The sequence below is a fragment of the Erythrobacter sp. genome, from assembly GCF_040217515.1.
In the GTDB taxonomy this organism is placed as follows: Bacteria; Pseudomonadota; Alphaproteobacteria; order Sphingomonadales; family Sphingomonadaceae; genus Erythrobacter.
Map to the genome: position 1 here is coordinate 265,405 of NZ_JAVJPT010000008.1, position 21,562 is coordinate 286,966.

Here is a 21,562-nt window from a genome sequence, read left to right on the forward strand (position 1 = left end):
CTGTATGAATTCTGCAAGCCTCACACCCGCACCCATACCTCGCCTTCTTCGATCCGCACCTCATGGGTTACGAGTGCGCGCCGGGTCGGCCCGCCAAGCGACGCGCCATCCGACAGGCGGAAGCGCGCACCGTGATGCGGGCAGGCGATCGTGCCCGAGCGCACCCTTCCCCCCGCCAGTGACTGCCCGGCATGGGGGCACTGCGCTCCGATGGCGAAGACCTCGCGCCCCGAGCGACACAGCAGAACACCGCGCCCGGCGACCATCACGGCGAGCGGACGAGTGGCGGGAATATCACCGATGACAACGCCCGCGCGCTGCCAACCTGTCTCGCTCTCGCCCGTCATCCCTTCCATAAGGCTCCCGAAAATGGGCATTTCGCCGCCGTTCGTTCCGTGGGAACCCTGCCCGCGTCAATCCGGCTCGACAACCTGCCCTGAAATCCGATCTGGTATTTTTAGATATGCCTGTATAAAGTTTTGCCGCCAAACAGGGAACCGACAGATGCAGCTAGACCGCCCCACCCTCATCGAAGCCTATCGCCGGATGCGCCTGATCCGCGAATTCGAGGACAATGTGCAGGCCCAGTTCGAGCAGGGCCGCATTCCGGGCTTCGTCCACCTTTATGCCGGGCAGGAGGCGAGCGCGGTGGGCGTGTGCCTGCACCTGTCGGACGAGGATTACATCGGCTCGACCCATCGCGGCCACGGCCATTGCATCGCCAAGGGCTGCGACGTCACGGGCATGATGAAGGAGATCTTCGGGCGCGAAGGCGGGCTGTGCCGGGGCAAGGGCGGATCGATGCACATCGCCGATCTCGACAAGGGGATGCTCGGCGCGAACGCCATCGTCGGCGGCAATCCGCCGCTCGTCGTCGGCGCGGCGCTCACGCTCAAGACCAAGCGCCTGCCCCATGTCGCGGTGTCCTTTACCGGCGATGGCGGATCGAACCAGGGCACCACCTTCGAGGCGATGAATCTCGCGGTCGTGCTTAATCTGCCGGCGATTTTCGTGTTCGAGAACAACGGCTACGGCGAGGGCACGGGCGTCAGCTATGCTGTCGGGGCGGACTCCATCGCGGGCCGCGCGGCCGGCTTCGGCATGCCGGCCACCGCCGTCGACGGACGCGATTTCTTCGCCGTGTTCGAAGCCGCGCGCGACGCCATCGAGCGCGCCCGCACAGGTGGCGGCCCGAGCGCGATCGAGGTCACCTGCATGCGCCAGCACGGCCATTTCATCGGCGACGCGCAGGCCTATCGCAGCCGCGAGGAACTCGAGCGCGTGCGCGCCGACGACCCGCTGCGCATTTTCCGCGATCGCGTGACTGCGGATGGGCGGCTCGACCCCGGCGATCTCGATACGGTGGACACGGAATGCGCCGCTGCCATCGCCGAGGCCATCCACGCCGCCGAGAACGCGCCCGTCCCTGCCGAGGACGAGCTCACCACCGACGTCTACGTCTCCTACTGAACAGGCGAGAAAAGCCATGCCCCGCAAGACCTACCGCCAGGCCATCAACGAAGCGCTCGATTCCGAAATGGCGCGCGATGAAAACGTCATCGTCATCGGCGAGGATGTCGCCGGGGGCGCAGGCGGCAGCGGCGAGGACGATGCCTATGGCGGGGTGCTCGGCGTGACCAAGGGCCTCGTCGGGAAATATGGCCGCACCCGCGTAATCGACACCCCGATCACCGAAAGTGCGATCATGGGCGCCGCGGCAGGCGCCGCCTCGACCGGCCTCAGGCCCGTGGCGGAATTGATGTTCGTCGACTTTCTCGGCGTGTGTTTCGACCAGATCTTCAACCAGGCGGCGAAATTCCGTTACATGTTCGGCGGAAAGGCGCGAACGCCGCTCGTCATCCGTTCGATGATCGGTGCGGGGCTGAGCGCGGCGGCCCAGCATTCGCAGGCGCTGCACCCGATCTTCACCCATATCCCCGGGCTCAAGGTGGTCATGCCATCGAACGCCTATGACGCGAAGGGCCTGCTGATCCAGGCGATCCGCGACGACGACCCGGTGATCTTCCTCGAGCACAAGGCGCTCTACGAGACGCAGGCGGAGGTGCCGGACGAAGCCTACACCATCCCTTTCGGCGAGGCGGAATTCGTGACCGAAGGCGACGATGTAACCGTGGTCGCTTTTTCCGCCATGGTCGCGCGGTGCAAGGCCGCAGCGGACACGCTTGAAAAGGATGGGATCGAGGTCGAACTGATCGACCCGCGCACGACTTCGCCGCTGGACGAGGACGCGATCCTCGAATCGGTGGAACGCACCGGGCGACTGGTGGTGGTCGACGAGGGCAGCCCGCGCTGTGGCCTGGCCGCCGATATTGCCGCGCTGGTCGCCTGCAAGGCCTTCGCGCACCTGAAAGCCCCCATCGCGATGGTCACTCCGCCGCACACGCCCGTCCCCTTCGCGCCCAATCTGGAGGCGGCCTATCTCCCGAGCGCCGAACGCATCGCCGCCGCCGTGCGCGCGACGCTCGGCGAAACCGTCCCGGCGGAGTGACTCGCATGGCGCAGCTCACCGCGCTCACGATGCCCAAATGGGGCCTGTCGATGGAGGAAGGCACGCTCGCCTCGTGGCACCTTGCCGAGGGCGATGCGGTCGATGAAGGCACGGAAATCGCCGATATCGAGACCTCCAAACTGCTCAACACTCTCGAAGCGAAGCAGGCGGGCACAGTGCTTCGCCTCGTCGCCGGGGAAGGCGAAACCCTGCCCTGTGGTGCCCTGATCGCGGTGATGGGAGAAGACGGCGCGAGCGCGCCGGACATCGATGCCTTCATTGCCTCTTTCCGGCGTGTCGAAACCGATGCCGCAGCCGGGGAAGAGCACTACGCAGCACCTGCCTACCGTAATGCCCAGGTCGACGGCCTGAACCTGCGCTATATGGAGGCAGGCGCGGGTGAGGAGGCGGTCCTCCTGCTCCACGGCTTCGGCGGGGACGGCGGCAACTGGATGTTCGTCACCGAGGAGCTCGCGAGCGACTACCGCACGATCGCGCTCGACCTGCCGGGCCATGGCGGATCGGACAAGACCCTGCCCGGCAGCGGGAAGCTCGAGGACATGGCGGCGCTGGTACTGGCTTTCATCGAGACTGAGGAATTGGGCGCGGTCCATCTCGTCGGGCACAGCTTCGGCGGTGCGGTCGCCGAGCAGGTGGCCGCCACCGGCACGACCCGCTCGCTGACGCTGCTCGCACCGCTCCTCCCAGGGCTCGCGCTCGACCGAACCTATATCGCCGATTTCGTCGCGGCAAAGCGCAAGCGCGAATTGCGCGCAGTGCTGACCCGGCTGGTCGCCGATCCCGATGCCATATCGCGCGACATGGTCGACGACGTGCTGCGTTACATGCGGCTCGACGGGGTGGGCGCTGCGCTGGAGAGGCTGGGCGCGGTCGCGCGGGAAATCGCGCAGGCGGAGCCCCGTCCGCCCGCAGCGCGCGCCGTGGCGATCTGGGGCGAGGCCGACCGCATCATCCCGCCGCCGGGCGAAGGGTGCCTGTACAACGATCACGTCCTGCACGTTGTCGCCGATGCAGGGCACCTGCCGCATCTCGAAAGGCCCACCGAAACGACCCGCCTTATCCGCACCGCGCTGACTGGCTGATTTTCCGCGACGCTTCCGAAGCAGCCGAGGGACTCGAATCGCGACCAGTGCGATCGAGACCCGCTAAAAGAGCGACGGAATCGCCGCGCCGACCGGAAGGAGCATCCGATGCCGTGAGCGGGATTGCCGCATCAGATCCACGCCGCAATTCGCACGAAAACCGCCGGGCATTCGGCGGGACACACGTAATCGGGGCGTTCAAATACCCGCGATCAGCCGTACGCCCACCACCATCACCAGCAGCGCCGTAAGCCCGCGGACCCAGCGCCCCGGCATCACCTTCAAAGCGAGAAGGCTCCCCGCCTGTCCGCCGATGACGACGGCCAACAGCAACGGCAGGCCACCTGCGATCGCCCCGCCGAATGCCTCGTGGCCGTTCTTCAGGAGCTGGCCGATAAGGCCGAACAGCGAATTGACGAGGATGAAGAAGCTCGCCGTCGCGGCGATCTCGCGCGCGGCGCGCCAGCGCGTGAGGTGCAGGAGAGGAGCGAGAAAGATGCCGCCGCCGATCCCGACCAGCCCGGCAAGATAGCCGAGCGGGACGGCAATGAGGGGCATGAAACGCGCCGCGCGCGAGGGCTCGGCGGGGCGCGCCTTGGTGACCGGCAGCAGCATGGCAAGACCGGTGAGGACGAGGCTTGCGCCAAGAAGGGCAAGAAATGTGGTGCGATCGATCGGCGTCAGCCCGCCGAGCAAAGCGGCGGGCGCGGCGAGCGCGGTCATCACCACCGCCCCGCTCCATGGCAGGATACGCGCCCGGGCAAAGCGGACGGTCGATCCGGCCACGACCACGATATTGCAGGCCAGCACCAGCAGCGGCAGCACGCGATGATCGAGCCCCGACAGCGCCAGCAGCGCGGCATAGGTGGAGCCTCCGCCGAACCCGACACTCGCATAGAGGAGCGCTGTGACGGCAAAGGCGACCACGAGCAGGGCCGGGACCGCACCGATCATGCCGCGCCGATCATCCCGCCCTGCCCTTTCCGGTCACGCCACCGAGCGGACCGGCTCAGGCGATCTGCCGGGTTCCCGCCGCGCCATGGCAATGCTTGTACTTGTTGCCGCTCCCGCAGGGGCACGGCGCATTGCGGCTGATGTTGAGATTGGCATAGGGGTTGTCGCGATTGGCCCCGCCCGGCCCGGAGGCGGCGCGCGGCGAACCGGCGAGCGAACCGAACAGTTCGGGCCGCTCCTCCGACCCGTCATCGTCGTCCGAATTGTCGCGCCCGGTCAGCGGATCGATATGCCCGGTCAGGAAATCGGGCAGGTCCGGCAAGTCGACCGGAGCCGGCTGTGCGGGCCGGAATTCGTTCTTGAACAGGAACTTGGTCACTTCTTCTCGCAGCTTGTCGAGCATTGTCTCGAACAGGCCGAAAGCCTCCTGCTTGTATTCGTTGATCGGCTGCTTCTGCGCGATGCCGCGCATCCAGATGACCTGCCGCAGCGCGTCGAGGGTTGCGAGGTGGTCCTTCCAGTGATGGTCGAGCTGGCGCAGGAGAATTTCCTTTTCCGCGCGCCGCCAGTCGGCTTCCTCGAAGCGGGCGATTTTCTCGTCCATGATCGCATCGGTCCGCTCACGCAGGCGTTCCTCGATCAGTTCGGGTTCGACCTGATCCTCCTCGAGCCACTCATCGAGCGGGACCTCGATCCCGAAGACCTCGTCGATGCGCTCCTTGAGCCCGGCAATGTCCCATTGCTCGGGATAGGAGCCGGGCGGGCATGCGGTCGTGACGAGCGCGTTGATCGTATCGTGGCGCATGTCGACCACGACATCGTCGACCGCCTCGGCATCCATGATCTCCGCGCGCTGTTCGTAGATGACCTTGCGCTGGTCGTTCATCACGTCGTCGTACTGGACGACATTCTTGCGCGCGTCGTAATTGCGCGCCTCGACCTTCTTCTGGGCGGTCTCGATCGCCTTCGACAGCCACTTCGAGCCGATCGCCTCGCCGTCCTCCAGGTTCGAGTTCATCATCTTGGCGAACAGCGTGTCGGGGCCGAAGATACGCAGCAGGTCGTCCTCGAGGCAGAGGTAGAAACGCGAGAGGCCCGGGTCGCCCTGGCGGCCCGAACGGCCGCGCAGCTGGTTGTCTATACGGCGCGATTCGTGCCGTTCGGTGCCGAGCACGAACAACCCGCCCGCTTCGAGAACCTTCTGCTTTTCTTCCTCGAGCTCGCGCTTGATCCGCTCGATCTCGGCGTCTCGTTCGGGGCCTTCGGGCATGTCTCCCAGCTCATCGTTGATGCGGAAATCGAGATTGCCGCCGAGCTGGATGTCAGTGCCGCGCCCGGCCATGTTGGTGGCAATGGTGACCGCGCCGAGCCGCCCGGCCTGCGCAACGATGCCCGCCTCGCGCTCGTGCTGGCGGGCGTTCAGCACCTCGTGCTTCACGCCTTCCTTGTCGAGGAACTGCGAGAGGAGTTCGGACTTCTCGATCGAGACCGTGCCGACCAGGATCGGCTGGCCGATGGCGTTCTTTTCCTGGATCGCCTTGGCGATGGCCTGGAACTTGTCCATCGTGTTCTTGTAGAATTCGTCGTCCTCGTCGATCCGCTGGACCGGCTTGTTGGTCGGGATCTCGACGACATTGACCTTGTAGATGTCCCAGAATTCCGCCGCCTCGGTCGCTGCGGTCCCGGTCATGCCGGAGAGCTTGGGATACATGCGGAAATAGTTCTGGAAGGTGATCGAGGCCATCGTCTGGTTTTCCGGCTCGATCTTGACGCCTTCCTTCGCCTCGACCGCCTGGTGCAGGCCGTTCGACCATCGGCGGCCTTCCATCATGCGGCCGGTGAATTCGTCGATGATGACGACCTTGTCGTCCTTGACGATGTAGTCGGTATCGCGCTGGCGGGCGAAATGCGCGACAAGCGCCTGGTCGAGATGGTGGACGACCTGCGTGTTCTCGACATCGTAGAGATTCTGGGTTTCGATCAGTCCCTTCTCGAACAGGATCTTCTCGACTTCCTCGATCCCGTCCTCGGTCAGCTGGACGCGCTTGGTCTTCTCGTCGATGTCGAGCCAGTCCTTGGGCACTTCCTTCGCCACCGCGTCGAGCGCGACATAGAGATCGGACTTGTCCTCGGTCGGGCCGGAGATGATCAGCGGGGTGCGCGCCTCGTCGATCAGGATCGAATCGACCTCGTCGACGATCGCGTAGTTGAAGGGGCGCTGCACCATCGAGCCGCGATCGTGCTTCATGTTGTCGCGCAAATAGTCGAAACCGAACTCGTTGTTCGTGCCGTAGGTGATGTCGGCATTGTAGGCTTCGCGCTTCGAATATTCGTCCATGTTGGGCACGATCACGCCGACGCTCAGGCCGAGCCAGCCGTATAGCTGCCCCATCCATTCGGCGTCGCGCCGGGCGAGGTAATCGTTGACGGTAACGACATGCACGCCCTTGCCCTCGAGCGCGTTGAGATAGACCGCCAGCGTCGCAACCAGCGTCTTGCCCTCGCCCGTGCGCATCTCGGCGATCTCGCCGCGGTGGAGCACGATGCCGCCGATCATCTGCACGTCGAAATGGCGCATGCCGAGCACGCGGAAGGAGGCCTCTCGCACGGTGGCGAAGGCTTCGGGGAGGATGTCGTCGAGGCTCGCCCCGTTATCGAGCATCTCGCGCAGCTTGGCGGTCTGGCCCTTCAACTCCTCGTCGGACATCGAGTTGATGCGGCTCTCAAGAGCGTTGATTTCATTGACGATCTTGCCGAGCGATTTGACGTAGCGGTCGTTCGACGAGCCGAAGACAGACTTCATGAGGGTGTTGAACATGGATCGAATCCTGCGTTTGGCAGAGGCCCCTTGCGTTAGGGCCGAAGAATATCGGGAGGGTTTCGCACTCCTTGCGGCGCGCGTGGGCCTGCCACGCGGGCAGGCGAAGCTTTGGGCGCGAACCCTATTCGAGCGCGCGCTCGACCCCCATCAGGACCGGCATGCGCAGTGCGTATGGACGCGGCGCGGGCGACGACCGACGCGTCTCTCGGCACCGCCGGGCAGCCTTGTCACCGGCATCGGCAGGCTCTGCCGGAAGGTGAGCGCGCCTTTCGGTCGCCTCGGCCGAGGCTCCGACATTGCAGGGGAAAAGCGGATGCGCGGACGCGTGGGCAGGGCCGCTCAAGGCAGCGAGGCCCGATAGCAAAGCCAGAAAAGCTAAGAATTGCCGCGTCATCGGCTGCGCAAATAGGCGTTTTGCCTTCATTCGTCCACCTCGCAGGGCCAATTATGCGCCTTTAAGCGCCGTTTACTAAGACCGTTCGCCAGCCTAAGCGCAAAACGCATGGATCTCGAATGCTCTCCCCTCGCCTTGCCCTTTCCCGAAATGCCTGAGATCGATGGCGTTCGGCTGCGCGTTGCACGAGCGGGCTACAAGGACTGGGATCGGGCCGATCTCACCTTCGCAGAACTCGCGCCTGGAACAACGCTGGCAGGGGTCTTCACCAAGAGCGCCTGTGCATCGAGCGAGGTCGAGCTGGGTCGGCAGCAGGTAAAGGCGGGCACGGCCCGTGCATTGATCGTCAATGCGGGCAATTCCAACGCTTTCACAGGATATCGCGGGCGCGAGGCGGTTGACGCGATCCAGCGCCAAGTCGCCGAAGCGCTGGACTGCATGCCGGGCGATGTGGTCGTATCTTCCACCGGCGTGATCGGAGTTCCGCTGCCGAAGGACAAGGCGCACGCAGGGATCGAAGCGGCGCAGCGAGCCGAGGATTGCGACTGGGAGAAGGTGGCGAACGCGATCTCGACCACCGACACCTTCCCCAAGGGAGCCCATGCGAGCGCCATGCTGGGCGAAACCCGGGGCGAACTCGTCGGCATTATAAAGGGTTCGGGCATGATCGCGCCCGACATGGCGACGATGCTGGGCTATGTCTTCACCGATGCCGACGTGGCCCCCGGCTTTCTTCAGGAGGCGCTCGAGCGTGCCAATGCCGAGACGTTTTCCTGCATCACGGTCGACGGCGACACCTCGACCAGCGACACCGTGCTCGCCTTCGCCACGGGCAAAGCGGGCAATGCGCGGATAGAAAACTGGAACGGCCCAGGAGCGGACGCCTTCGCGGCGGCGTTGGCGGATGTCTGCCGCCGCCTCGCCCAACTCGTCGTGCGCGACGGCGAAGGGGCGTCGAAATTCATCACGGTGCGCGTGGCGGGCGCGGCGGACAAAGAAAGCGCCCGGCGGGTCGGTCTCGCCATCGCCAATTCGCCGCTGGTCAAGACCGCGATCGCGGGCGAGGACGCGAATTGGGGCCGGGTCGTCATGGCAGTCGGCAAGGCCGGCGAACCGGCGGACCGCGACCGGCTTTCGATCGCGTTCGGCGGTATCTGGACCGCGCGCGATGGCGGTCCGGTGGAAGATTACGACGAAGCCCCGGTAGCCGAACACCTGAAAGGCCGGGACATCGACCTGGCGGTGGACCTCGGCATCGGCGAAGGTCGCGCCACCATCTGGACCTGCGACCTCACCCACGGATATATCTCGATCAATGCGGATTACCGTTCATGAGTGAATTGACCGCCCTCGACGCCGAAATCCGCGACCTGCTCCGCTTCGCCGCGGAGCGTTCGATGCTGCCCCGTTTCCGCGCCCTTGCGGACAGCGAGGTCGAGCTGAAGGGCAAGGACGATCCCGTCACCATCGTTGACCGCGAGGTCGAGGACTTCCTGACCGAAGCGCTGACCCGTCTGGCCCCCGGCGTCGCAGTGGTGGGCGAGGAAGCGGCCCATGCCGATAAAAGCGTGCTCGACAGTCTCTCGGACCAATGCTGGATCATCGATCCCCTGGACGGGACGGCGAATTTCACCGAAGGGAAAGAGCCCTTCGGCATCATCGTCGCGCTGGCCGATGCCGGCAAGGCCGTGGCGGGCTGGATCTACGACCCCAATCTCGATCGGCTGTGCCATGTTCGTGCCGGGGAAGGCGCGAAGATAAACGGCGAAATCGTGAGCGCGCGCACGACCGGGGAGGAGCCGCCGGTGACCGCGGTGAGCCGCATGTTCCTCACCCCCGAACAATCGGCGATGGTCGATGAACGGCTTGCCCCGCATTACACGCTGGTCGACATTCCGCGCTGTGCGGCCGAGCAATATCCGCGCCTTGCCCTGGGGCAGAACGACATTTCCAGCTTCAAGCGGACCTATCCCTGGGACCATGCTGCGGGCGTGTTGTGGCTGAACGAGGCGGGCGGCCGGGCGCTACGCCTCGACGGCAGCGAATATCGCGTGGATGACAGCAGCGGAAAGCCCGGCCTGGTCGGTGCATCGAGCCCGGCAATCTGGGATGCCTTCGTCGCCCGCGTGGCGGGCTGAATCCTCACAGCCCACCTCGACGTGTGCGTGCGCAGCAACCCGGTGCGGCGGGGATAGGCGGGCGCCGCTCTTGCGGCGCGCCCTCAATCCGCCTTAAAGTTCGCCTTCAAGCCATTGCTTGAGCTGGTTTTTCGGACGCGCGCCCTGCAGGTGCGCGGCGGGCTTGCCGTCCTTGAAAAGGACGAGGAACGGGATGCCCTGCACGCCCATCTCGGTCGGCACGCCGGTGTTTTCCATGATGTCCATCTTGGCGATCGTGACCTGATCGCCCAGCTCGTCGCTGATTTCCTCGAGCGCCGGGGCGATCATCTTGCAAGGTCCGCACCAGTCGGCCCAGAAATCGACCAGCACGGGCTTGTCGCTTTCGAGGACGTCGGATTTCCAGCTGTCATCGGTCACATTGACGGTGGCCATAATTCATCTCCTTCGACGGGGCTGTATCGCGTGACCCAAACTAGGGTCAATCCGCGCTCACTCAATACGCATCGGGCTTGCGCGCAGATAGCTTTCCTGCGCCTCGGCCAATTCGCGCTTGTGCCGGGCAAGGGTCTCGTCCGGAAGTTGGATGAGATGCGGGCCGGAGGTGTAGAGCAGCGCGGCGCGCACGGTGCGGCCGGGATAGATCGCCTCGAGCGCAGCGGCATAGGCGGCCATCTGCCGCAGGCTCGCAGCGGGCACGTCCTCCAGCCGCGCGGGCGGGCGGCGGGTGGTCTTGAAGTCGACCACGCTGACCGTATCGTCTTCGATCAGCAACCTGTCGGCAGTTCCGGCGACCACGATCCCGCCGACAGTCGCGGCAAGCGGAACCTCGGCAAGCGCCCGGGGCGAGAAGATCGCGGCATGGCGGGGATCGCCGATGACGCCGAGCGCGCCGTGGAGCATTTCCGATCGCACGGCCTCGTCGAGATCGCCCGCCTGGCGCGCGAGCCAGCGCGAGGCGGCTTCCTCGCGCCGGGCGGGCGCGATATCGGGCAGGCGTTCCAGCAGGCGGTGGATGAGGATGCCGCGCCGGGCCGCGTTCTGAGCCCCTTCGCCGGGTGTTGCGGAAAGCGGCGGGTCGGCACCCTGTTCCTCGCCCGCGCTGCTCGGCGCAAGCGGACGCGGCGGGCGCGGTTCGGGGCCGACCGGGGTTCGCGCCCATGCGGGCAGCTGCTCTGCGAAAGCCGCGCCTTCGACATCGCCGGCAGGCACCAGCGGGTCGGCCCGGTGTCCCCGTTCCCAGCGCGCGCCCCATATCGGGTCCGCCTGTTCCCCGCCGTCGAAAAGAGGGGCGAGCCGCGCATACCAGCTGTCCTCGGGCGGCCCCTTATCGGCATGTTTCGGGCCCAGAGACCCGCCGATGAAGAGCGCCTCTTCCGCCCGCGTCATCGCGACGTAAAGCAGCCGCCAGTGCTCCTGCATGTCGGCGATCCTGCCGCGTTCGGCTGCCTCGGCGACCCGCCCGCAGAGCTGGTCCTTGGTCAGCCCCGGCATCGGCACCAGCCGGCCGGTCGGCTCGCCCAGCGGCGCATCCTCAAGTTCCAGATCGCCGCCCCGGCCCGGCTCGCCGGTCGCATCGGCAAGGATCACGATTGGCGCCTGCAGTCCCTTGGAGCCATGGACCGTCATCACCCGGACCTGCCCACCCGCCTCGCCCGAATCGCGCTTGAGATCGGTCGCGCCCGCGTCGAACCATTCGAGAAAACCCGCAAGGCTTGGAACATGTGCGCCCTCATAAGCAAAGGCCGCGTTCAGCAATTCGTCGATCGGATCGTTCGCCTCTCGCCCAAGCCGCGCAACAAGCTTGGCGCGGCCCTGCCACGGCCCGGTCAGCAGCCATGAAAGCAGCGCCTGCGGAGTCTCGTAATCGGCGCGCGCAAGAAGATCGCGCAGCCTCTCGGCGCTCACCGCCACAAAAGCGTTTTCGTGACGGCGCACATGATCCCACAACCGCATGCCCTTCGCCCGCGGCGCGTGGGCGAGCAAATCGTCCTGGCTCCAGCCCATCAGGGGCGAGACCAGCAGGTTTGCCAGCGAGAGGTCGTCTCCGGGCTGCGCGGCGAAGCGCAGCGCGGCGAGCAGGTCGCGCACGGCCAGCGGCTCACCGAGGCGGAGCCGATCGACCCCGGCGACCGGCACGCCGCTGGCGTAAAGCTTGGCGACGATCTGCGCGGCAAGCTCCTTGCGCTTCCTGACCAGCACCATGACATCGCCCGCCCGCGCGTGACGCGGGGCATCGCCCTTGGCAAGGACGAAGGGTTCCTCCTCCCTGACCCAGTGCGCGACCTGCCGCGCGATCTTCTCGGCCAGCAGCGTGTCGTGGCGCGGCAGCCAGTCCTGCTCCTCGCCCTCCGCGGCCTCGTCCGCCCTGTCGCCCGCCGCATCGACCGCGCGCACCGGCTGCCACAGCGTCACAAGGCCCGGCCTGTCGGCGCCCTCGTGCTCACCGGGCGGTTTCTCGAGGCCGAAAGCCTCGTGACCGAGCGCACGGATCGCCGCATTGACGAAATCGAGCACGGGCTGCGACGTACGGAACGATCGCCCGAGATCGAGATCCCTGAAGCCGGGCAGCAACCGATTGTCGCGCGCGCCCGCCAGATTGGTTCGGGCCGCCTCGATCCGCGCCCGCACGCGCTCCTTGGCGCGCGCGAAGTTTTCGGGGCTGGTTCCCTGGAAGCCGAAGATCGCCTGCTTGTAATCACCCACGGTGAAGATCGTGCGCAGTCGGTCCCCATGCGCGCCCTCGCCGCTGAAGAAATCATCGATCAGTGCATCGATGATGTCCCATTGCGCGCGGTTGGTGTCCTGCGCCTCGTCGATCAGGATATGGTCGAAGCGTCGGTCCAGCTTGTAGCGGATCCAGTCGGCGGAAAGCGAACCGGACAACAGCGCCGCAGCCTTGCGGATGAGATCGTCGAATTCGATCAGGCCCTCGCGCTCCTTCGCCTCCCTCCACCGAAGCGCAAAGGCGCGGCCAATGGTGAGCGCGTCATCGAGCAGGGCGGCAAGGCCAAGCAGCGCGCAGCGTTCGCGGTAGAGCGACAGGGCCGAGGCGATTTCCCGCTGCCGTTCGGGGATGAGCGGGTCCTGTTTGGCGGGGACCTTCATCTGGCGCGGCTCCCCGTCCTTCTTAAGGATCGTGTCGTAGAAGCAGGGGACGAGCCCCGCGCGCGCCTCGGGCGAACACGATAGCCAGCGCGGGATGAACTCGGCGCAATCGCGGCCGTTCTTCGCGTTCCAGCCGCGCATGACCGGCAGCATCGCGGCGAGGTGGTGATCGGGAAAGATGTCGGGATGCAGCACCTCGGCCACCCAGGCGTCGCCCGCATCGGCGGGGATTTCGAGCAGGCTGCGCACACGCTCGCCAAGCGGAGGCTGCCAACTGCCCGGCCCCTCCCATAATTCGCCCGCGCCCGCACAGCGCAGCAGCCAGTCATGAAGCGCGCCGGGATCCTTGCGCGTCACGAAGTCGGCGATCGCCCCGGTCAGCCGCTCGTCCCCGTTCGCGCGGGCTTCCTCGAGCATTTCGGTGAGCACGTCGCGGGCGAGCAGTTCGCGCGTGCGATCGTCCATCGGCTGGGCACCGGGCTGCAGGCCGGCCTCCTGCGGGAAGGCGCCGATGAGCCATTGCGAAAAGGCGTGGATCGTGTCGATCCTGAGGCCCCCGCCGGGGCAGTCGAGCACGCTTGCGAAAAGGGTCCGCGCGCGCTCCTGCGTGGCTGGATCGATATCCGCGCCGAGATGGCCGAGCTCCGTCGCGAGCGTGGTCGCATCGAGCCGCACCCATCGTGCGAGCACCGCGTTAATGCGGTTCGCCATTTCCGCTGCCCCCGCCTTGGTGAAAGTCAGGCACAAAATCTGCGAGGGATCGACCTCCTCGCGCAGCAGCAGGCGCAGGACGCGCGCGGAAAGGACCTGCGTCTTGCCCGTGCCGGCCGATGCGGACAGCCAGACATTGTCGCGCGGGTCGACCGCCGCGCGCTGGTTGCCTTTCAAGGGGAAGACCGCGCCGCTCATGCCCCGGCCCCCGTCTCGCCCCCGCTGCCCGGTCCGAGCGTAACGATCCATTCCTCGAGCCGCATGAGCTGGTCATAATCGGAATAACCCGGATAATCCGGGTTCTCGCGCGCGCGAAATGGCTCTTCGCCCCTGATATACTTGTCGATCGCCTCGGCCAGCTTCGCCTCGTGATGCGGCAGGAAATCCTCTGGCGGCAGGCCGCTGCGCTTGCCCCCGGTCCGGACGGGCTGCTCGACATACCCGAAAGCGGGCTTGCCATCCTCGCTCTTCGCCCGGCCGAGCGACCAGTATTCGAACCGGCTTGCTTCGCCGGTGAGGCGCGCTTCGCCCATGGTGAAGGCGCCATCGCGCGCGATAAGACCGAGAAGTCCCATCTGCAGGGCAAAGCCCGCCTCCACCTGTGCGGCACTGGGCGGCGCACCGGTCTTGTAGTCGACGATCGCATAGGTCCCGTCGGGCAGGCGGTCGATCCGGTCGGCCCGCCCGCGCACTTCGACGCCGTCCACCCTCATGCTTCCCTTTGCCTCCCATGCGACCACCTCGCGCCCGTCGGCGGCATTGGCGGTGATGCGCTGCTCGAACCAGGCGAGAGCGGCGAGGATGCGCGGCTGCCACAGGCCGCGAAACAGCGGGTGAACCGCCGCTGCGGCGAGCTGTTCCTCGGCGAAGGGAACGAGCGGCAGGCCGGGCCGCACCACTCTTGCGTCGTGCCACGCCTCGAGGATCTCGTGCACCAGCGTGCCGCGCAGGGCGGGATCGCCGAAGGGATCGGCACCCAGTGGATCGAGGCGGCGCAGATGCAGGATCTCTCTCGCGTAGAACTGGTAGGGATCGCCAAGCAAGCGGTCGAGCGCGGTCACGCCGATCGCCACGTTGCGCTGCGTTTTCGAAGGACGCGGTTCTGGCCGGGATGCGGGCGCAACCGGCTCGGGCGCGCGGTCGAGCTGCGGGAGCAGCGCAGGGATGCGCGTCTCGCGGTGGCGCCGGGCAAGCCTGTCGCCCAGTAGCGCCTCGGCTCTCAGCCAGAATCGCGATGGACGGGTGGGGCCTTCGGCATCGCGCTGAGCCCGGCTGAGCACGACCTGCGGCGCGCCCATCGCGCCCGCAAGATCGTGCGCGGCAAGGCCGATGCGGAACTCCGCACCCGGAACGCCCAGCGCGCGCAGCACGCCGGGGGCGAGCAACGGGTCGGGCGCGGGCGGCTGCGGCCAGCTCCCCTCGTTCAGCCCGGCGCATATGACGAGATCGGCCCGCGCCATGCGCGCTTCGAGCAGGCCGTAGATCGCGATCCTGGGATGGCCGCCATAAGGCGGGCGCACCGCGATCTCGTCCATGCATTCGCGCACCACCTGTGCCAGATCGCCCCGACGCAGATGCGTGCTGCAGGCGCGCGCATCGAGCCGCAATTCCTCGACCATGACGGCAAGCGCGCGCCCGTCCTCGTTGGCCCAGATACGCGTGTCGCACAGGCCCTCGGCACAGCCTGCGAGAAGATCGAGAAGGTCGGCAAGCGGGCGCGCCTCGTCCTCGCTGTCGGCAGGCTCGACCAACCCTGCGACGAGCATTGCGGCCTCCTCCCACCATTCGGCCACCCCTGCCCTGCGCGCCATGTCGCCCAGCGCCCCGAGTCCGGGGGCGACGAATTCGCCGCGCAGGCGATGGTCGAGGCGGCGCAGCGCCGCCAGCCAAGCCTTGCGCTGTTCCGGTGAGCCTGCCCGCACGAGCGGGTGGGAAAGGGCGGAGACCAGCGCGAGCGGATCGGGCCCCTCGCTGGCGAGGGAAGCGAGCAGGCCGAACAGGCGGCCCGCCGGGGTCAGCGAAAGCGGACGGCCCGCGCTGTCATCGGCGGCGATGTTCCAACGCGCGAGATGCTGCACGATGCGCCGGGCGAGCGCGCGATCGGCGGTCACGACCGCGATCCGTTTTTCCGGCTCCTCCAGCGCCTCGCGCACCAGCAACGCGATAGCCTGCGCCTCTTCCTCGCTGGTCGCGAGCGTCATCAGTCCGACCCCCGAAAGCCGCCTGTGCTCGGGTTCGAGATCGATCCATGCACGGCTCGCCTCGGGAGGAAGGAAGAGCGAGCTGATCGCACGGCTGCGCTCGGGCTCGGCCGCTGCCATGCCGCGGCGATGCCATGGCCGGACCTCCTCCCGAGCCAGCCCCATGCGTTCGAGCAGCAGCTTGAGGTGATATTGCGGATGGGTCAGCGCGTCCCCGCGCGCGAAGACCTCGCCCCCCGGCTCGGGTGCGGCGCCCGCGCGGCCGAGCTCCTCCCACGCCGCTTCGTCCATGGCGAGATCGAGATCGGGCAGGATCACGGCCCCGTTCGGAAGGTCGGCCACGGTTCGCAGCATCCGCGCCAGCGCCGGTGCTGCGCTCGTCACGCCGGCGGCGATGACAGGCGTTTCGGGCGGGGCCTCGCGCCAGGCCTTCGCAGCGCGCTCGAACAGGAGGTTGCGCCGCGTCGCCGCATCGACCGCGCCGAGTTCCTCCAGCCGCGCGCGCCAGCGCGCCTGCACCCGGGCGAAGAGGCGCAGCGAAGCCTGCCAATGTTCCGCCAGGTCCCCCAGCAGGCCGAGCACGCTCTCGCCAAGAAGGTCCTCTGGCTGCTTGGCCTCGACCAGCAGGCGGTCCATCGTCCGGGCGAGGTCGCGCGCGAGCCGCAGACGCGCCGCGCCGGGCAGCGGCGGCTCGCCCGTTTCGCCACGCTCGGCCTCGATCAGCGCGGCCAGTTCGAGCCAGCGGCGCCCCGGCTCTATCGCCGGCGGGATGCTGTCGGCCCCGAGCGGGTCGAGCAGCGTGCCGAGGGCCTCGTCCAGATCGAGGTCGCCCACCGTGACCATGCGCGGCATCAGCAGGCCCGCTTCGCCCGCAATCCCCGCATGGCGAATGAAGGCTTCGGAAATCGTGCGCGCGGCGCGGCTCGATGGGACCAGCAGGGTAAGCCGGGCAAGCCCGAAACCGTCCTCGCGGTAGCGCGGGACCAGCCCCGCGACCAGCGCATCGGCAAAGCCGCGATGGGCCGCGATCGAATAGACCGAAGGACCGCGCGGCTCTCCCACCGGTGCGCCCTCAGCCGCCCGCAAGCGCGGCTTCGGTTGGCGTAATCGCCTGCGGCGTGCCGACCTCGAACCATTGCCCGGTAAAGGCGACACCATAGAGGCGGCCTTCCTCGATCGCGCGGTTCCAAAGGATGTTGGTCGAAAAAGGCCCTTGGGGTGCATCACGCAGGAGACGATGCGAAACGAGCTGGATGCCGGTGTAGATGAAAGGCGCGATCCGCCCCGCCCTGCGCCGCGAAAGAAGGCCGGCTGCGTCCATATAGAAATCGCCCGGCCCGCTGAAATTGCTCGCCCTCACATGGGGCACGACGAGCAGAAGAGCGTCCATCGCATCGGGGTCCCAGCGCGTGGAGAGGTCGGCAAAGGCATTCTTCGGCCCGTCGAGCCAGATATTGTCGGCGTTGAGGCAGAAGAACGGATCGGGAAGGTGCCCGGCCGCACGGACGAGACCGCCCCCCGTCTCGAGCAGCTGCGCACGCTCGTCCGAAATCGTCACTTTCGGGGCCTCGCGCTCCAGCACATGCGCCTCCAGCGCATCGGCCAGATAATGGACATTGACCACGGCGCGCGCGACGCCCGCATCGGCGAGCCGGTCGAGCGCGTGATCGATCAGTGCCTTGCCCGCAACCCGCACCAGCGGCTTGGGCTGCGTCGCGGTGAGCGGGCGCATGCGCTTGCCGAGCCCTGCAGCAAGGACCATCGCGGTGTCGCTGGCAAGCGGGCCGTGCGAAAAGCTCACGCGATCTCTCCCCCATGGGCGCCGCGCAGATCGGCGGGAATATTGGCATCGAACCAGCGCGCCACCGGTCGGAGCGCGGGATAGTCAAGATCCGCTTCGAGCAGCTTCCAAACGCGCGGAATCATCGCCAGATAGCGCGGCTTGCCGTCGCGCTTGGCGAGACGGGTGAAAATGCCGACGATCTTGGTATTGCGCTGCGCGCCGAGCGTCGCATATTCGCCGATGAAGTCGCCCGCGCCGCCGTAAAGATCGACACCGCGGCGGTGGCGCTCCTCGCGATAGGTCTCCAGCATCATGTCGGCGAAGCCTGGATCGACATCGCGCCGCGCATCCTGCAGCAGCGAGACGAGGTCGTAGGCGGCATGTCCGACCAACGCATCCTGGAAATCGATCAAACCCTGCGGCGCGCCCGGACGGCCGCCCAGCAGCATGATATTCTCCGCGTGGTAATCGCGCAGCACCGTAACCCCGTTATGCGGGCTTTTCACGACAGGCTCCAGAACCTCGCGCCAGGCCGCCTCGAAGCCCGCCTCGTCCACCTCGATTGCGGCTGCGGAGGCGTACCATTGGGTGAACAGGCGCACTTCCCCGAGATAGGTGTCCATGTCGTAAGGTGCGAAGGGGCCGGGCGGCTTGTCATGCAGGTCGGCAAGCGCATGGACCGCGGCTTCGTAGGCGGCCTCTTCATCCTCGGGCCGGGCATCGAGCCAGTCGCGCATCCGGTCGTCGCCGAAATCCTCGAGCAGCACCCAGCCCGCCTCGGGGTCCGCATGGTGGATAGCAGGCGCGCGCAGGGAGTGTGCCGCGAGCCATTGCGCCACGTCGAGAAACGGCACCGGGTCCTCATGCGGGGGCGGCGCATGCATCAGCATCGCACCGCGATCGCCCGCGCGCAGACGGTAATAGCGCCGGAAGGACGCATCGCCCGGCAGCGGGTGGATCGCCGCATCGCCCCAGCCCGCCGTGCGCAGGAAATCATGCAGACCCTCCGGAAGCTGTGTCATGGCATGCGTCCTAGCCAATCGGAACCGCCTTTAACAATCGCGATCCGCCCCTCTTCCGCATCTTTTGCGCGCGGCTTGAGCGTGATGTCGAGACAGGCCGGCTCATGCGCGAAACCGCCTGCGCATTCGGGCCATTCCGCGATCAGCACGGCACCCTCGCGATAATCGTCGAGCCCGATCTCGGCGATTTCCGCGGGATCCTCGAGCCGGTAGAAGTCGGCATGGACCGCCGGCATGGCGAGCGGCGGCGCATCGTAGCTCTCGATGATGGTGAAAGTCGGCGATGGCACTTCGCCCGGATGGCCCAGACTTGCAAGGATCGCGCGGGCGAGTGTCGTCTTGCCGGCCCCGAGCCCGCCCGACAGCGCAACGACATCGCCGGGCCGCAGCACGCGCGCGATCCGTTTGCCGAAAGCGCCCACCGCATCGAGATCGGGCAGGGCCACCGAGACTTGGCCCGCGCTCATGGCAGGCGGATGGTCGCGGTGGTCCCCGCACCCTCCCGGCTCTCTATCGATAGCGTCCCGCCATGCGCCTCCACCAGCTGCCGGGCGAGCGGAAGACCGAGCCCGCTGCGCTTTTCGATCTTGCCGTCCGTCCCGGTGCGCAGCCCGTCAAGCGCGCGGTCGAGCTCCTCCTGCGCCATGCCGCTGCCATTGTCCCGCATCACGATCACCGCCGACCAGTCTTTGCCGGGCATGGGCTTGGGAAGCTCGATCACGATCCGGCCACCCTCGCCGGTCGCGGCAATCGCATTGTCGAGCAGGTTGCCGACGGCGCGGGCAAGCTGGCGACGGTCGACCGATGCCACGCATCCGCGCCGCCCCTTGAGATCGAGGCTCAGCCCGGCATCGATGATCGCCTGCTCGCGCTCGCGCACGACCTCGGTGAGCAGGGGCAGCAGATCGACCTCTTCCTTGGAGATCGGCAGCAGGCCTGCTTCGGATTGCGACAGGTCGAGCACGTTCTCCACCTGCTCGGTCAGGCGCTCGACCGCAGCGAGGATAGCGTCGATATATTCGCCCGCGACCCCGTCGGGTGGCTCGCCCGCAGCCCCGCTTTTCAACATTTCGGCATAGCCGCCAATGGTCGTCAGCGGCGTGCGGAATTCATAGCTCATATTGGCGAGAAAGCGGGTCTTGACCGCGTCCGCCTCTTCCAGCGCGGTGGCGCGCTCGCGCAGCGCTTTCTCCGCTTTCTGGGAATCGGTGATGTCGAGCACGGTCAAAAGCCCGTTACCGTCGGGCAGCGGAACCCCCGCGAACCGCAGGGTGCGCCCGTCCTTGAGCTCGATCCGACCGCCCTCGCCCCGCCGGTCGAGAGTCGCCGCGCGCACCACGGCGCCGATCTGCTGCGCCTCGGACGGACGGACGAGATTTTCGGCGATCGCATCGAGCAGTTCCTGCGCGCCGGGATGGGTATCGAGGAATTCGCTCGAGAGCCCCCAGGTCCCGGCGAAACTGCGGTTCCAGAGCTGGACCGACCCGTCCGGGGCGAAGATCGCGAGCGCCTCGAACAGGCTGTCGAGTGTCGCGGTGCGGGTGCGCAGCAGCGTGTCACGGGTCGCCGAGAGCGCGAGCTGTTCGGTCCGATCCTCGGCGATCAGGACCAGCCCGCCATCGGGCATCGGCTGGCCGACGATCCTTAGATGCGTGCCGCCCGGGAGCGGCCAGGCCTCCTCCTGCGTTGCGGGCTGGCCGAACCAGGCGACGTGTTCGCGCCGCCACTCGGGAAAATCGCGCACTTCCGGGGTGCGGCCACGCTCGCGCGCATCGGCAAGGAACCGCTCGAAAGCGAGGCCTTCGGCAATCGCTTCTGCGCCAAGGCCGAACAGGCGGGCGAAGGGCAGGTTGGCGAAGACGAGCCGTTCGTTCCCGTCGAATTGCGCGACCCCCACCGAAAGCTGGTCTAGCATGGCGCGCTGGGCCTCGCGATAGGCGCGAAAGGCGCGTTCGACCTGCTGCTGTTCCTCGATGTCGATGGCATAGCCGGCCACCCCGTCGCGCCCCAGTGGCAGGTCGCTTACCCGCAGCGATCGGCGCTCACCATGGATCGTGGCGGCGACGATGCGCTCGTTCTTTTCCTGCGCATCAAGCGCGAGGCTGGCGATCTCGGCCGGGCTCCGGCCGTCCTCGTCCGGTTCGAGCAATTCGGCCTGGCCGGTCACGACTTTCCCCGCGCTCGGCGCGCCGACAGCTTCGACATAGGCCTCGTTGACGAGCCGCAGCTTCATGTCCCGCCCGCGGAACCAGAGCGGCATGGGAGCGGCCTCGATCAGACCGACAAGTGCGGCGAAATCCGCCTCGGCGCGGGTCGCTGCCGCTCGCAGCCGGGAAAGTTCCGCCTCGCTGTCGGTAAAATCGAACACCCAGACCAGCGCCGCTCCCCCGGGCGAGACCTGCGGATCGGCGAGCGCGCCGTGAAAGGCAAGGCTGCGGCCCGAACCCGGCGGTGTCAGCGCGAGCTGGAAGGGGGCGGCGCTTTTCTGGGTGATGCGAATCTTCTCCGACAGCGCCTCGAGCTGGTCGGGGGCGAGCCCATTCCCCTCGCCCGCCGCCAATTCGCTGAGATAGCCGGGCATCTTCTCGAAGCCGAGCCAACGCGCGAGCCGTTCGGGCCCCTCGATCCGGCCGTCGACCCGCACCAGCATCGGCACGGCGGGCGCGACATCGAGCAGGTGCTGCATCCGCTTCATGGATTTCTGCAGAGCGCGCATCCGTTTCGTCTTGGCGCTCGCCCGCAGCACGACCACCGCCGCGCCCACCGTCCATGCGGCGAGCAGCAATCCAATCAGGACCAGCGCGAGCGGGGTAAGTTCCATTCCTGCCAGCTATGCGGG

Annotated in this window: 15 protein-coding genes; 5 read left to right on the forward strand and 10 right to left on the reverse strand. The window is 67.2% G+C overall.

Translation table 11 applies throughout. The features are described from left to right. Window positions 1-20: 20 nt before the first annotated feature. Window positions 21-377, reverse strand: a complete 357-nt coding sequence (locus RIB52_RS11410; RefSeq protein WP_350175577.1) for a Rieske (2Fe-2S) protein — start codon at window positions 375-377, stop codon at window positions 21-23. 127 nt (window positions 378-504) lie between these two features. On the opposite strand from RIB52_RS11410, the gene RIB52_RS11415 reads away from it, so the two are divergent. From RIB52_RS11415 to RIB52_RS11425, 3 genes are read left to right on the forward strand one after another with little or no spacing between them, the layout of a single operon-like run. After that, complete coding sequence (locus RIB52_RS11415) at window positions 505-1,470, forward strand: thiamine pyrophosphate-dependent dehydrogenase E1 component subunit alpha (RefSeq protein WP_350175579.1); 966 nt, start codon at window positions 505-507, stop codon at window positions 1,468-1,470. 16 nt (window positions 1,471-1,486) lie between these two features. Continuing rightward, the gene (locus tag RIB52_RS11420) at window positions 1,487-2,509 is read left to right on the forward strand and encodes an alpha-ketoacid dehydrogenase subunit beta (protein WP_350175581.1); all 1,023 of its coding nucleotides are present in this window, start codon (window positions 1,487-1,489) and stop codon (window positions 2,507-2,509) included. A gap of 5 nt (window positions 2,510-2,514) precedes the next feature. Beyond that, on the forward strand, window positions 2,515-3,612 hold the full coding sequence (locus tag RIB52_RS11425) for an acetoin dehydrogenase dihydrolipoyllysine-residue acetyltransferase subunit (protein WP_350175583.1): 1,098 nt from the start codon (window positions 2,515-2,517) through the stop codon (window positions 3,610-3,612). Between the two features lie 198 nt (window positions 3,613-3,810). Here RIB52_RS11425 and RIB52_RS11430 read toward each other — a convergent pair whose 3' ends face one another. Together RIB52_RS11430 and secA are read right to left on the reverse strand one after the other, a co-directional pair. Continuing rightward, entirely contained in the window at window positions 3,811-4,566 is a 756-nt protein-coding gene (locus RIB52_RS11430) for a sulfite exporter TauE/SafE family protein (protein ID WP_350175585.1), read from the reverse strand. A 55-nt stretch (window positions 4,567-4,621) separates the two neighbouring features. Beyond that, a complete protein-coding gene (secA, locus tag RIB52_RS11435) occupies window positions 4,622-7,384 on the reverse strand; it encodes a preprotein translocase subunit SecA (protein WP_350175587.1) in 2,763 nt (920 codons plus the stop codon). A gap of 505 nt (window positions 7,385-7,889) precedes the next feature. On the opposite strand from secA, the gene argJ reads away from it, so the two are divergent. Together argJ and RIB52_RS11445 are read left to right on the forward strand one after the other, a co-directional pair. Next, entirely contained in the window at window positions 7,890-9,116 is a 1,227-nt protein-coding gene (gene argJ / locus RIB52_RS11440) for a bifunctional glutamate N-acetyltransferase/amino-acid acetyltransferase ArgJ (protein ID WP_350175589.1), read from the forward strand. Continuing rightward, on the forward strand, window positions 9,113-9,919 hold the full coding sequence (locus tag RIB52_RS11445) for an inositol monophosphatase family protein (RefSeq protein ID WP_350175591.1): 807 nt from the start codon (window positions 9,113-9,115) through the stop codon (window positions 9,917-9,919). Before argJ ends, RIB52_RS11445 begins: the two co-directional genes overlap by 4 nt. A gap of 93 nt (window positions 9,920-10,012) precedes the next feature. Here the strand turns inward: RIB52_RS11445 and trxA are convergent, their stop codons facing one another. Genes trxA through RIB52_RS11480 form a run of 7 tightly spaced genes read right to left on the reverse strand, consistent with a single transcriptional unit; the run spans window position 10,013 to window position 21,544 of the window. Continuing rightward, the gene (gene trxA, locus RIB52_RS11450) at window positions 10,013-10,333 is read right to left on the reverse strand and encodes a thioredoxin (RefSeq protein WP_350175593.1); all 321 of its coding nucleotides are present in this window, start codon (window positions 10,331-10,333) and stop codon (window positions 10,013-10,015) included. Between the two features lie 57 nt (window positions 10,334-10,390). Then, window positions 10,391-13,915, reverse strand: a complete 3,525-nt coding sequence (addA, locus tag RIB52_RS11455; protein ID WP_350175595.1) for a double-strand break repair helicase AddA — start codon at window positions 13,913-13,915, stop codon at window positions 10,391-10,393. Then, window positions 13,912-16,980 (reverse strand): double-strand break repair protein AddB, encoded by a 3,069-nt coding sequence (gene addB / locus RIB52_RS11460; RefSeq protein WP_350175597.1) that lies wholly within the window; start codon window positions 16,978-16,980, stop codon window positions 13,912-13,914. The genes addA and addB overlap by 4 nt, the downstream gene beginning before the upstream one ends. Before the next feature lie 10 nt (window positions 16,981-16,990). After that, window positions 16,991-17,680, reverse strand: a complete 690-nt coding sequence (locus RIB52_RS11465; RefSeq protein WP_350175719.1) for a nucleotidyltransferase family protein — start codon at window positions 17,678-17,680, stop codon at window positions 16,991-16,993. Window positions 17,681-17,715: 35 nt separating this feature from the next. Continuing rightward, window positions 17,716-18,723: an aminoglycoside phosphotransferase family protein gene (locus RIB52_RS11470; RefSeq protein WP_350175599.1), complete on the reverse strand. Its 1,008-nt coding sequence runs from the start codon at window positions 18,721-18,723 to the stop codon at window positions 17,716-17,718. Next, complete coding sequence (gene tsaE / locus RIB52_RS11475; RefSeq protein ID WP_350175601.1) at window positions 18,720-19,190, reverse strand: tRNA (adenosine(37)-N6)-threonylcarbamoyltransferase complex ATPase subunit type 1 TsaE; 471 nt, start codon at window positions 19,188-19,190, stop codon at window positions 18,720-18,722. Before tsaE ends, RIB52_RS11470 begins: the two co-directional genes overlap by 4 nt. Continuing rightward, window positions 19,187-21,544, reverse strand: coding sequence for a PAS domain-containing sensor histidine kinase (locus RIB52_RS11480; protein ID WP_350175603.1), 2,358 nt, complete (start codon window positions 21,542-21,544; stop codon window positions 19,187-19,189). The genes tsaE and RIB52_RS11480 overlap by 4 nt, the downstream gene beginning before the upstream one ends. Window positions 21,545-21,562: the final 18 nt, after the last annotated feature.

What these genes read in the sequence shown, in the direction of transcription:
- RIB52_RS11410 (WP_350175577.1), bottom strand. Translation starts at nt 377, where the DNA reads ATGCCCATTTTCGGGAGCCTTATGGAAGGGATGACGGGCGAGAGCGAG.
- RIB52_RS11415 (WP_350175579.1), top strand. Translation starts at nt 505, where the DNA reads ATGCAGCTAGACCGCCCCACCCTCATCGAAGCCTATCGCCGGATGCGC.
- RIB52_RS11420 (WP_350175581.1), top strand. Translation starts at nt 1,487, where the DNA reads ATGCCCCGCAAGACCTACCGCCAGGCCATCAACGAAGCGCTCGATTCC.
- RIB52_RS11425 (WP_350175583.1), top strand. Translation starts at nt 2,515, where the DNA reads ATGGCGCAGCTCACCGCGCTCACGATGCCCAAATGGGGCCTGTCGATG.
- RIB52_RS11430 (WP_350175585.1), bottom strand. Translation starts at nt 4,566, where the DNA reads ATGATCGGTGCGGTCCCGGCCCTGCTCGTGGTCGCCTTTGCCGTCACA.
- secA (WP_350175587.1), bottom strand. Translation starts at nt 7,384, where the DNA reads ATGTTCAACACCCTCATGAAGTCTGTCTTCGGCTCGTCGAACGACCGC.
- argJ (WP_350175589.1), top strand. Translation starts at nt 7,890, where the DNA reads ATGGATCTCGAATGCTCTCCCCTCGCCTTGCCCTTTCCCGAAATGCCT.
- RIB52_RS11445 (WP_350175591.1), top strand. Translation starts at nt 9,113, where the DNA reads ATGAGTGAATTGACCGCCCTCGACGCCGAAATCCGCGACCTGCTCCGC.
- trxA (WP_350175593.1), bottom strand. Translation starts at nt 10,333, where the DNA reads ATGGCCACCGTCAATGTGACCGATGACAGCTGGAAATCCGACGTCCTC.
- addA (WP_350175595.1), bottom strand. Translation starts at nt 13,915, where the DNA reads ATGAGCGGCGCGGTCTTCCCCTTGAAAGGCAACCAGCGCGCGGCGGTC.
- RIB52_RS11465 (WP_350175719.1), bottom strand. Translation starts at nt 17,680, where the DNA reads ATGGTCCTTGCTGCAGGGCTCGGCAAGCGCATGCGCCCGCTCACCGCG.
- RIB52_RS11470 (WP_350175599.1), bottom strand. Translation starts at nt 18,723, where the DNA reads ATGACACAGCTTCCGGAGGGTCTGCATGATTTCCTGCGCACGGCGGGC.
- tsaE (WP_350175601.1), bottom strand. Translation starts at nt 19,190, where the DNA reads ATGAGCGCGGGCCAAGTCTCGGTGGCCCTGCCCGATCTCGATGCGGTG.
- RIB52_RS11480 (WP_350175603.1), bottom strand. Translation starts at nt 21,544, where the DNA reads ATGGAACTTACCCCGCTCGCGCTGGTCCTGATTGGATTGCTGCTCGCC.